General features: G+C 29.7%; 8 protein-coding genes. All 8 read right to left on the bottom strand.

Annotated elements, in window-relative coordinates:
* Position 1 precedes the first annotated feature (1 nt).
* Positions 2-1,324, bottom strand: coding sequence for a cysteine--tRNA ligase (cysS, locus tag P344_RS00905; protein ID WP_236681403.1), 1,323 nt, complete (start codon positions 1,322-1,324; stop codon positions 2-4).
* On the bottom strand, positions 1,324-3,207 hold the full coding sequence (gene mnmG, locus P344_RS00900; protein ID WP_081717374.1) for a tRNA uridine-5-carboxymethylaminomethyl(34) synthesis enzyme MnmG: 1,884 nt from the start codon (positions 3,205-3,207) through the stop codon (positions 1,324-1,326). The genes cysS and mnmG overlap by 1 nt, the downstream gene beginning before the upstream one ends.
* 10 nt (positions 3,208-3,217) lie before the next feature.
* Positions 3,218-4,807 carry a methionine--tRNA ligase gene (metG, locus tag P344_RS00895; RefSeq protein ID WP_025317012.1) on the bottom strand — a complete coding sequence of 530 codons (1,590 nt, stop codon included), beginning with the start codon at positions 4,805-4,807 and terminating at the stop codon, positions 3,218-3,220.
* Between the two features lie 503 nt (positions 4,808-5,310).
* Positions 5,311-5,889, bottom strand: coding sequence for a hypothetical protein (locus tag P344_RS00890; protein ID WP_025317011.1), 579 nt, complete (start codon positions 5,887-5,889; stop codon positions 5,311-5,313).
* 134 nt (positions 5,890-6,023) lie between these two features.
* A complete protein-coding gene (locus P344_RS00885) occupies positions 6,024-6,236 on the bottom strand; it encodes a hypothetical protein (RefSeq protein WP_148552273.1) in 213 nt (70 codons plus the stop codon).
* A 220-nt stretch (positions 6,237-6,456) separates the two neighbouring features.
* Positions 6,457-9,426 carry an ABC transporter permease gene (locus tag P344_RS00880; protein WP_334198875.1) on the bottom strand — a complete coding sequence of 990 codons (2,970 nt, stop codon included), beginning with the start codon at positions 9,424-9,426 and terminating at the stop codon, positions 6,457-6,459.
* The gene (locus P344_RS07995; RefSeq protein WP_025317008.1) at positions 9,398-10,942 is read right to left on the bottom strand and encodes a hypothetical protein; all 1,545 of its coding nucleotides are present in this window, start codon (positions 10,940-10,942) and stop codon (positions 9,398-9,400) included. Before P344_RS07995 ends, P344_RS00880 begins: the two co-directional genes overlap by 29 nt.
* Before the next feature lie 153 nt (positions 10,943-11,095).
* Positions 11,096-13,387, bottom strand: a complete 2,292-nt coding sequence (locus P344_RS00875; protein ID WP_025317007.1) for a hypothetical protein — start codon at positions 13,385-13,387, stop codon at positions 11,096-11,098.
* Positions 13,388-13,414: the final 27 nt, after the last annotated feature.

The following is a 13,414-nucleotide window of genomic DNA, read 5'->3' as shown; positions in this document are numbered from 1 at the left end:
TTTAAATAATATCCTTTTGGATGAGCTGACTTCTAATTTGATCGGCCTTATCATATTCTTTCTCTTTTTTATATGTTTCTCATTGTGCTAATAATTTAATCACCTCTGGAGTTATTTTTGGCAACACAAAATTAAAATTTAAGAGATTAAAAATTATATTATAAAAATCACTAGTCATTATTAAATCTAAGTTGTTTTCTTTTAACTGGTGGTTGAGAGTCTTCATTAAATTATTAACCACAGTTAAAACATTTGGAGTATTTAAATTATTTGCTAAATGATCATTAGCTAATGTTAAGTTTGCCCCTCGTTCTTTTAAATTAATATGTAAATTATGTTGTCCTAAATAGCGGTTAAGATTTTTTAATAAATTAAAAATTTTGTTGGTCTTATTAATAGCGTACTGGATTAAATCATCCGTAATATTTAAAGGCTGAGCATAATTTGTTGAATACATTAAATACTTCAAACTATTTGCGCCATACTCATCAAGATACTGACGCAAGGGAATAATATTTCCTAATGACTTACTCATTTTTTCATTATCTAAATTTAAATGACCGTTATGTAACCAAATATCGGCAATTTCTTTTTGGTTCTTTGCTAAATACTGAATCCGTTCATTTTCATGGTGGGGAAAAATTAAATCAATCCCTCCCGTATGAATATTAATTGTTTGATGATTAAAATATAAATCAATTAAAAGGGCACATTCTGTGTGTCATCCGGGGCGCCCTTTTCCTCATGGTGAATCAAATAAAATTCCGGTGGTTGTTTTTTTTCATAAAGTAAAATCAAGCGGATTTCTTTTTGCCGGATCAACTTCAATGCGGGCCCCAGATGTTAATTCACTAATAACTTTATTCGATAAGCACCCATATTCCGTTTCGTATTTATCAATAGCAAAATAAACATTCCCTTCCGCAACATAGGCAGCGCCTTTGTTAACCAAAGCAGCAATAAAATTAATAATATCTTCAATGTGCATACTAATTGGTACATAGCGATCAGCTTTGCGAACTTGTAAACGGGTAATGTCTTCTTGAAAAGCCGCAATAAAAAATTCACTAACTTCCTTTTCGGTTTTTTGATCACAAAGTGCTTGGTTAATAATTTTGTCATCAATATCAGTGTAGTTTTGTAAAAAATTAACCTTAACATTATTAAATTCTAAATAATTTATTAATAAATCAACCGTAATTAGCGGACGGGTATTCCCAATGTGAATATAATTATAAACAGTTACCCCACAAGAATAGATATTAACTTCTGGTTGGTCTAAATTGCTTAATGTGTGGGTTAAACTATTATATAATTTCATCATTAAGCATCACTTCCATCTCTATCCTTGCTGATTTTTTTTAAATGAAATAATAACATCTGAATATCAGAAGGGTTAATTCCTGAAATTCGGTTTGCTTGACCAATTGAAATCGGTTTAATTAATTTTAATTTTTCGCGCGCTTCAATTGCTAAATTATCAACCTCATCATAATTAAGATCAGTTGGGATTTTTTTATTTTCAAGTTTAATTGTTTTTAAAGCAATTTCTTGTTGTTTTTTAATATAACCCTCAAAACGAATATTAATTAGTAAGTTTTGTTTTAAGAATGCTGGTAAATTTTTTAAAGCACTGATAGCTTCTTCAAGATATTTAATATTAATATCTGGGCGTTTTAATAAATTATAAGCACTAATTTTTTCATTAATAATAATCCCATTGTTTTTTAGCTGTGAAATAATTGGTGCTTGGTGATCAAAAATTGTTTTTTTTAATAATTGGTAAACACGATTATAACTAGCCACATTTGCTTGGTAAGCTGTTCATTCCTCGTCACTAATTAAACCAAATTTTTTTGCATAATGTTTTAAGCGCTCCTCAGCATTATCATTACGTAATAATAGGCGATATTCAGCCCGCGATGTTAATAAACGATATGGTTCTTTAGTTCCCTTGGTTACTAAATCATCAATTAAGACACCAATGTAAGCTTCATCCCGACGTAAAATAAAAGGTTCCTGATAATCAATTTTTAAACAAGCATTAATTCCCGCCATTAAACCTTGGCAAGCTGCCTCTTCATAACCACTCGTTCCATTAATTTGTCCCGCGGTATATAAATTAGCAATTAACTTACTTTCTAATGTATGAGTCATTTGTGTAGGATCAATTGCATCATATTCAATTGCATAAGCCCATTTAACAACTTCACAATTTTCTAACCCGGGAAGTGTTCTTAACATTTGGTCTTGAATGTCAATTGGCATTGAAGTCGAAAAACCTTGTACATAAATTGTATCTAATTCTTTTGACTCGGGCTCTAAAAAAATTTGGTGGCGAGATTTATCAGGAAAACGGGTAATCTTATCTTCAAAACTTGGACAATAGCGTGGCCCTCTCCCCACAATATTGCCTGAATACATTGCTGATTTTGTTAAGTTTTCAGTAACTAACAGGTGGGTTTTATCGTTGGAATGAATTAACCAGCATAATTCTTGTTTTGCAAAAGGTAAAAAATCTTTTGTTGAATACGAAAATGCCAGGGGCATATCGCTTCCCGGTTCAGATTGTGTTTTGCTAAAATCAATTGAATCACGTTTAATGCGAGCGGGTGTTCCAGTTTTTAAACGAATTAGGCGAAATCCTAAAGTAGCCAATTGTTGGGAAATACCATTTGTAGTAATTTCATCATCTGGTCCGGATGATTTTTTTTCTTGTCCGCGTAAAACAACCGATGCCATATAAGTTCCCGTAGTTAAAATGACAGCTTTGGCAATAATTTGTTCACCACCAACAACAACCCCATAACATTCACGTTGATTATTAACTAATAATTCATCAACAGGCAATGTTAAAAGATTCAAGTTTTCTTGGTTACTAATAATATCTTGCATATATTTTCCATATTTAATTTTATCGGATTGGGCCCGTAAAGCTCAAACAGCGGGACCTCGTGATGAGTTTAAAAGTTTCATCTGAAGGGCTGTTTTGTCAGCAGCTTTGGCCATTTCGCCACCAATCGCATCAATTTCACGCACAACAATTCCTTTGGCGGGTCCGCCAATTGAAGGATTACATGGCATATTAGCAATTTTATCTTTGCTTAAAGTCACCATTAAAGTTTTTTTACCCATTCGGCTAGCAACAAGTGCTGCTTCCACACCGGCATGACCACCACCAACGACAATCACATCATATTCTTTCATTTTCATTCCCCTATTCACTTTTTAATTCGGTTGTAATTTGCTCTAATTCTTTTTTAATATCAAGACGGTTAAATAGAATATCTTTTTTGCTGATTACTTTGTCATAAATAATGTTTTGGTTAGTTAAATCAGTAAATGATAAATCTTGTAAATTAATACTAAAATGATTAGCAATTTTTTGACTGCTATCAATTAAGACTGGCTGTAATAAAACTGCCACTACTACAATTGCATATGATAACCCGGCTAAAATTTCATGCAACTTATCTATTGCGTTATTTTTTGCTAATTCTCATGGTTTATTATGTTCAATATATTTATTCGCATACTGACATAGTGCTAACACTTCGGTTAAGGCTTTCGAAATTTGATACTTATTCATCGCCAAATGATAATTATTAATTGTTTCTTTAATTTTAGTTATTAAATCATTATGAAGATCACCATTTGCCGTTAATTGACCATTAAAATATTTAGTTACCATATTTGTAACCCGTGATACTAAGTTTCCAATATTATTAACTAAATTAGTATTATAAGATTCTAAATACATTTCATAAGAAAACTTTCCATCGTGATCTGTTGGAATTTCATAACATAAATAAAATCGTAAAGCATCACGGCCATATTTTTTAATTAAGTATAACGGACTAACAACATTTCCAATTGATTTACTCATTTTAGTATCCTTAAATAAAATCCAACCGTGCGAAAGTAACTTATTAGGCTGACGCAATCCTAAACTTTCTAACATACTTGGTCAATAAATCATATGAAAACGAGCAATTTCTTTTCCTAATAATTGAACAATTTCAACTTCTGGATTATTTCAAAATTTCTGGAATAATGTTTCATCATCTGATAAATATCCTAACGCTGTAATATAATTTGATAATGCATCAATTCAAACATAAATAATATGGGTCGGATTTTCTAATGTTTTAATTCCCCAGGTAAAACTAGTACGTGTTACTGATAAATCAGTTAATCCTAGTAAGAAAAAATTATTTAACATTTCATTCTTACTACTTACTGGTTCAATAAAATCTGGATGGTTATTATAATAATCTATTAAAAATTTGCTATATTTTGAGACACGAAAGAAGTACGTTTCTTCTTTAACAATTTTTAAAACATTATCACAAATTAAACAGGTTAGATTTTCTTTATCAATTTGTGATTCGGTCACAAATTCTTCACAGTTAACACAGTATAATCCTTCGTATTCACCAGCATAAATATCTCCATTATTATATAACTTACTAAAAATCTTTTGCACAGCAGCTTCGTGTTGCGGGTCAGTTGTGCGGATAAATTTATCGTAGTCAATGCCTAATTCTTGTCATAACAATTTAAAATTATTGACAATTTTAGTAGTAAATTCTAGGGGTCTAATGTTTGCCTCCTTGGCTTTTTTTTCAATTTTTTCCCCATGTTCATCACTACCAGTTAAAAAAAATGTTTCGTAATTATCTAATTTTTTATAACGTTTTAAGACATCTGCTAAAGTAGTTGTGTACGCGTGCCCAATATGTAATTCGGCACTCGGATAATAAATTGGAGTTGTAACATAAAATCGTTTGTTGTGATCTGCACTCATCAAGACTCGCTCCTTTGATTAATAAAACTCATTTACTTAAATTATATCGTAAACTGAATAAATCTGTTTTACTTAATCTTATTCCTAGACATATTTTAAACTAAAATTATAAAAAATAAAAAAAAGAATTTTATTCTAATCAATAAATTCTTTTCCATATTGTCTTGTTTATTAAGTTTCTGTTAATAAGATAAGATCCTTCATTATATTAATAACCAAAAGTATTAATATCTAAACAAACTTAAACAAAAAAATGGATAAGATTATTAATGTTAAATTATAATTTTCTAATTTATGAAATTACTTTTTTTCATAAAATATTAACATATTATATTAATAGGGAAAGTAAATCCACCCAACATATTTTCTTTCCCATTAATTATCAACTTAATATAAATCCCCATTAATAATCTTTTACTAATGGAATTATATTAAATTCTCAACTCTCAAAATAAATAATAATAAAATAAGTTATGGTTTTGTAACCATAACTTATTTTTTGTTTATTTTAGTCCATTCGGGAATTTTAAATATCCATAGGTTGTTAAGCCAATAAATACTAACCCAAAAATTGGGGTTAAAATAATTAGGAAAACAGCTCCTATTAGAGTTTGATAAAATGCTTTGGTAAAATTAGGTTGATAATAGTCATTAACTGTTGCTATTTCTTTACGAGTAACACTATCAGTATTTTTATCATAAGTTTCTAAATTATTAGTAATTCATGTTTTTGAATTTGCCGTAAACGGTAATACTAATGCATTGTTTGCTTTAATAATGTTATCAATTTGGGTATTTAAAAATCATACTTTGTTGTTAACAATATAAGTTCCTAAAGATGTTGTTATGGGATTATTGGTTGGGATAAATCCTGTGGCATCTGTTGTCCCTCCCACAATATTAGAATCATAGTTATTTTGGTCAAGGATTATTTGTTGATGACTTGCATCTTTATAAGTGACACTATCTTTATAATTAGTTTTCAATAAATTACCAAGAGCATGATGGCTAAACCATTCAATTCCTGAATGAGTATAACCATAATTACGGAATTTTTTAGCGACACTAATATCAAATTGCACTAGTTCATGTGAAAACTCATTTAAATCAATATCCTTTTTATCCGACCCAAAATATGCTCCTCATCAACTATCAAAAGAATCATCAGCATATTTTAAATATTCATCTTTAACACTACTATTAATTTCTTGGGTTGTTAAAATTGAAATTGCATCACTTTTATAGGCACTTTTAATATATCTTTTGCTAACTTAAAAGCGCCACCTTTCGAATCTAGCACCACTTTTCCTTTTGGCAAATAGTGATCAATTGATCGTTCAACGCTATTAATAAACTTCTGTAAATCCATTCCCACCATTCCAGAGGCACTTAATCCGATTCCTAAATCTAACATTAGAATAAACATCAATAGGGTAACCCCCATTAAAAGGTGCTTAAACTTACTCTTTATAAATGTCATAAAGTACGCTTCTTAGTTCTATTTTTAGTTTTTTTCATTAAATTAAAAGGGTTTAATTAATTAGACAAGTAAAAGGAATTTCTGTCTTAATTAAAAGATAATTATATAAAGATATAATTATCTGATTAATTTTACCAAAAAATTAATTAAATTAAATATCTTGTGGTAATTATTCATCATTAACTGTTGCTAATAATTGAACATTCATTGCTAAGATTTTTTTTGAAGAAATTAAAAAGGTAATGGCAAACATAAACATGACGATTACAAACACAATTGGAATAATATAATAACTCATTGTGAAGGGAATTACTAAGCCCGCATTTAATAAAACAGCACTAACTGCTTCTTTAATAATAACTCACAATAGTCCAAATCCTAACGCTCATCCAATTAGCACGAATGGAATAAACATTCCTAAAATCATACTGTTAATTTCTCGCACAGCATAACCTTGAATCCGAAGAGTGGCAATAAATTTGGTATACTTAGCTAAAAAGGCATCCGTCATCAAGAAAATAATAATAATAGCACTAATAATTGTTAAAACAATAAAAAAGGTTGCAATTTCAATAGTAATTGAAGTTAATTTTATTAAAATTTGTTGTTTCATCCCCACATAATCAGCATTCGTAATTGCCGGGGCAAAATTATCTTTAAAATTCAGCATTGAATAATTACCATTTGTTGAATTTAAGATATAGCGTTCAGTTTGATCAACTGCTTTTTCATTCGTTGAATATTTCCCGTTAAACCAATATGGCTGGCTATTAGCATTAACATCCGTTGGATAACCTAACACCTTATTAGCATATTGTTGGTCTAAAAAGATCCGCGGATGGTCATAAGTATTTTGGATTCCAATAACTTGATATTGATAATCTGACAAATTATAGGTTGGAATTTTATCTAAACTAGTTGATTTTAATAATCCCAGAGTCATTGCACTGTTATACCATGTGGTTGGGAACTCCGAAGATACTAAATCGCCTAAATTATTTAAGGTGTGATCAAACCCTAAGTCATAGACCCTAATTAAATAAGAATCACCAGCACTTGTTACAATCCCATTTTCAGCACAATCCCCGGTCTCATTACAAAAGAGATGCGTTTCCGTTTGACCAGTATTACTATTAATTTTAATTGGAGTTTTATTTCAAAAACTAACATCAATTAAGTTCTTTGGAATTTTTAACATAATATCTTTCATTTGATGATAAGGTATAATGTTCGGATGGTCTGTTGTTCCAACATTATAACCTCATACTTGTTGACTATTGTCATTTTGGGGTGAATAAGTAAATTTACTTAAATCCATCTGATAAATTTGTTGGTTCCCCATCTCATCATCTGTTTTAAAATATCACCACTCTGATTTAATATCATTCATTTTATTATCTTTTCCTAAGTATTGAAGGGCATTACTCATTGTTCCAAAATTAATTTTATCCCCAACTCCAAGTCCATAAGTTTTGACAGCAGCTTGGTTAATTAAAACCGGAATTGTTTTATTATTAGGATCATATTTAAAAATATCATCATTATTAAGATTCATTTTATTAAGGTTGCCTTTAGTATAACCATAACTATTAATTAAAATATTATTATCGGTAACATCTTGCCCATTAATATTCATCAGTTTTGCTTGATAACCGGTATATAATTCATCATGCTGGCGATCAAATGGTAAGGAACCAAAACCAAATGAAAAACGGTTTTTAATGGTACTATTACGTGACCACATTTCTTTAATTTCCGAAGGTAAAATTGTGTTAGTTGCTTTTTCTACACAATAAGTTCATTTTTGTAAATAACTATCATTGGGAATATTATCAATTGCTTCTTGGCCAAATACTTGGGGTAACATATTACATACAATTGTTTGTAATAAATTAGCAACATCATCTTGTTTAGCCACTGGTGCTTGTTTAACAATATAGTCTAGCATTGCTAACGAAATGTTAGTCCCTTTTAATTGCGCAATGTTGTATAATAACATATTTGTCACATATTCACTATAATATTGTTGAAACTCAGGATCATTAACGCCTTGCCAAGAATCCCCACTACTATTTCTTACATACTGAGCAAATGCCATATCTTCGCCAATCGGATCAGGGGTTGGGTTATTTTCATCAAATTCTGGTAAGGGTGAAGTCATATTATAAAGCCCATAACGAGATAATGGATTATTATATTGGACATTATTTAGATTGTATTCCGTTTTATACTTAATATTTTTATAGTATTCCCGGGAAATATTATTAATTGTTGTGGGAATTAATAATGATAAGGTCAAAATAGCCGTTGCGACAATAAAAGTTAGCATAAATAAAATAATATTCTTTAAGGATACTGAAATTAAAATTAACCGGAACTTGTTAGTAAACCGTTTAAATTTAATCCGACTAACTAATCTACTCAAATACAGGTTTGGTTTAATATTTTGGTTAGCATTTACTAATAAAAGGACACTTTTTCCTAACATTGTATAACAAGTCAAGACGACAATTAAACCAATTAATATAATAAATAATAAGAAAAAGTATAGAAGTGGGAACGCATTAGAACTAAATTTAATTGGAATAATAAAGTAGTTATTAAAGATATCCATAATTGGTATTTGTAATACCAATCCCAACGCTCACCCAATCGGAACGCTAATAATGATTGGTATTAATAAATATAATAAATAGGCAGAAGAAATTTCAAAAGTAGTATACCCATTGGCTTTTAAAATTCCAATTTGTGTTTTTTGTTTTTCAATTATTTTTTTCAATAATACAAAACTAACAAAACTAATTACTAATAAGAATAAAATTACACAAACAACAGCAATAATTAAATATAACTTAATTGTTGAGTTTAATAACGTATAACGACGGTTAACATTTGCATTATCTGCATAGGTTTTAAAAATTGAATTATTATTAAGATTATTATCAGTATTGTTATTAATTGCGGTGGTAACATTTCTTAAATCATTAACATTATCCGCTAGATATTTTTTAAAATTAAGAAAGTCAGCATCTTTATTTTTAATATTTCCAGTATGGGTTAATAATCCCCGGGAAACATCTTGAAATTCACCATCCAAATAACCAGTGGCATTATTTTCCCCAAATAATTCTTGAAACATTGGGTGCGAAATATATAAAATTGCTTGAGAATCGGTAGAAGGTATCACATCATCATCATAGATTGTTGGATAAATATCTTGAGTATCCCCCCCCATAAGCTCCAATATATAACTCCTGGCTTTGCCCAACACTAATCTTTGAATCAAACGATTGACCAGTAGCCTTAGCATATTGAGGCGACACAATTACCGTGTCACGCATTCCTTTTAAACTATCTCAGTAATTTGACTGTTGAATAATTTTTATCTGATCAGGGTCATCATAAATAGGAATGAATTTTCCTTCACTATCAATAATTGATGACCATGCCGCAATAAAACGATACTTCTTCCCGGTTACTGATCACACCACCGCTTGGTTTCTTGTTGCAATTTCAAAATTTGTTAAAAATCCAATTAAGTTATAATATAAGTTAAAGAAATCTTGATTTTTATAACCACGAAATGGAGCAAAAGTATCAAAGAAATCATAAGTATCTAAATTACGAACACGAAATGATCCTTTTTCTAAAATTGCTTGGTTTGATTTGATAATCTCTGGATTTTGACTATTGGCATAATAAAATTTAAAATTAGATGATTTTTGCACTGTTTTATTAATAGTATGTGCAATAACACCAATATTCCCTCGTAATCCTCATTTTTCTGAACTACCATTATAAGTTAAAATATCATTTCTTATCTCTTTATTTGTTGATTTATCATATTCTATTGTTGGAATATTTTGCGTATCATTTAAAATTCCTTTCACTTCTCAACTATCAGTTGAACTAACAAAGGCTGTTGGTTTTAAGGGGTCTCAAGTTGAACCATTAATAAATTTATTAGCAAATTCAGCAGCTTGGTTAAGATCTCACCCAGTTGTTTTATAATTTTGATTAATAAAATCAATAATTGTTAATTTTAAATTTGTTGTAATTTGTGAATTATTAATCATATCCATATAATTTGAAATTAAAGTGATTGCTTTGGTTTTTTGGGCACTTGTTGGTTTTCCTCAAATATCACGTTGGTAAATTTGGCCAATTGTTGAATTTAAAAAACTTGGACTTTTAAAGTTAAAACAATATAAACTACCAAAAACACCATTTTCCACATCTTTTTTATCCAACTGAAAATCTAAACTACTTACTAATGCAGTGGGAGTTTTTCCGGGCGTAAAATTAGTTGCTGCTAAGTTAATTGGTAATAAGGCGGAGTCAGCTTTTCCAATTGTTAAAGTTGGAAAATCAAGTTCCGCAACCCCATAACCTGTTGAAGCATAATCAGCATCAAAAGTATATCATGGTGATATTGTTTGAACATTATTAGCATCATAACCTGAAGAAATATAATTAAAGGAGTAATCATAATGAAAATTACCATAACCCATATAATTATTACCATCAATTAATCTATTGGAAGTTACATAGAATGTTGTTCCTAATAACGAAGATAATAAAATTAAAATTGTAAAGACAATCATTTGGGCCTTATTTTTAAAAGCAGATATAATACACTGTTTAATCAATAACATTTATAAAAACTCCTTTTTTTCATTTATTATAATTCATTGGATAAAATACCAATAATAATTTAAAGTAATATTATCATTACTTTAAATTATTACTAACATTTTAAATACTTAATATTTAAATTAGTCAGTAATTCTGAAAAATTCGAATATATATTAATATATATTATAGAATTGTTCTGGTTTACCACTTGCTAAATCAAAGTTATTAATTCCAACAATTACCCAATAAGGATTATCTGGACTATCTGAAATATTTTTTCAAGTTACTTCATAACGATGATGAACTTTTTGATAATCTTGGAAGTTACCCAATCCATCATATTTAATATAATCTTCATTACCACAGGCTACTAATGGCTTCGCAGTTGTTGCTTGTTGGTAAGGATTAAAATCATCACCAATTTTTGGTTGGGCTTTTTTATATAACGATACTGTGGGGTCACCTAACCCAGTATAGTCCATCGTATAACTCATTGTTGAACCAATTGCACTACTATCACCCTTAACTTTAACATTCGAAATATTTCAATTATCATTAGCAATTGCATTTACTAAGAATTTATCATGCACATCTTTCATTTGATCCCCCACCATTGTTCGGAAGGGAGCATTAGAACTATAAAAGATTTTAGCCATTGCATCATAGGCATCTGCTTGCGGGTTAGTGAAGGAATCAGATAATACTTTAAAAAGTGATCCTGGCTTATATTTGCCATTATCATTTCCAAGTTGACTAGCAATATACATTCGGTCAGTATTACTTAATTGTCCATATTGTTGGCCATCAAATTTTTTTCCTAGGGCTAAAATTTGGTCTTTACTATCACTAAGAGCTTTGGCAGTTGTTCCTAATCCAGAAAGTAATTTTAAAACATTTAATGATGCTACAAAGTCTTTATTAAAGAATGAGCTAGCTAAGGTTGGTTGAACTAGGGAAATTAAATTATAAAATTTAGTAGCTAAAAAACCTTTCGGAGTACCATTTTCTTGATAGCCAATTAAATCTAAACTAAATTTATCTTTTTGTGTTTGGTTTCAACCTTGGGAAATTGTTTTTAATTGGTTAATAAGAAGATTTAATTTACCAAAAACATCCGCATCATTATCCATAAACTTTGGAATCGTAATTCCCACCGATGGGCTTAATAATTGAGTCACTCAACTTGTACTATTATCATAACTCCCCATCATTTTTGTCCCAGCTGTTTTCATCGCATCGAGGTAATTTTGAACAATTGTTTGAAAACTACTATCACTTAGTCCCAAATCTTTATATTGAGGGTATTTATTAATATCTCCCATTTCTTTTAAGGTTTCTCCAACAGCAGCGGAAAACATTCCAAATAGTAAGAACCCTTCATGAGATTGGATATTTTCAACCATCGGAAACATTTGACTAATTAAAGTTGTCCCATAAGTGGCTCCCGTTACGGACTCCGTAAAGTTTTTAACTAATGAAATGTATTGGTTAATCTTCGAAGCACGGTTTAATGAACCACCTTGTTGAGTAATAAATGATTGCATTGAACCAAAATATGGTTGGTTTTCTGGCAGGACATAATTCCCACTTAGATCAGTTAAAGTAACACCATAGTTTTTGCTATCTTGGGTAACTTTTAAATTATGGGATTTTAAAATATTATTAATTTTTTGACCATCACCAATAGTTGCTGAATTTTTGTCCGGATTAAAGAGATGACTATTGTAAAATAAATAACCATCATAATTTGTAGTTCCTTTTGGAACAGAACTTGGACCAGGTGATGCTCCAATTCCCTGGGGATTTCCTCCGTGAAAACCATTATTTAATAAATAGTTTGTTAAAGCACCTGTATCTTGAATTCCTCATGCCAAGTTACGACGATTCATATAATCACTTAATTGTAAACCAGCCCCGGCATTATAACCAAGTGGTTTTGTAACATCACCATTCTTATCAGAAAAATCACTAAACATTTTATTTTTAACAAAATTACGGTAAAAATTATCACCATACATTCCCATGATATAACTAGCATAGGTTCCTCCATAACCATTATAACTAGCATCAATTACTCGTAAATTAGTCATGTTATCTAAAAATCCATTAATATATTTTCCTAAATTAATAGCATACTGTTTTCCCTTAACAGTTCCGTGGGTCCCATCACCAGTAACAGTATAAGAAAATGGTAATCATTGGGCAGTTGAAACTGGTGTGATATACATTGATAAAATCTCGTTAATATTATAGTTTAAATTTTCATGACGGCCCAATAAAATTAGTTTAGTAATAAAATCAGTATTCGTAACCATTCTTCTAATTTGGACTGGTAAGTTATTTAATTCATTATCCTCAAAAGGATTATTATTTATTGAATTTGCTTTTGGTTTACAACTAATAATTGTTGTTATCGGAGTACTTGCTAAACTTAATACTCCTAATGCACTTAATAATTTTCACATTTTATCGACTCCTATCTTTTCGAATTA

It is taken from the genome of Spiroplasma mirum ATCC 29335 (assembly GCF_000565195.1).
Taxonomy (GTDB): domain Bacteria; phylum Bacillota_I; class Bacilli_A; order Mycoplasmatales; family Mycoplasmataceae; genus Spiroplasma; species Spiroplasma mirum.
The sequence above is the reverse complement of the archived record's forward strand: the minus strand, read 5'-3'. Positions and strand labels throughout refer to the sequence as shown.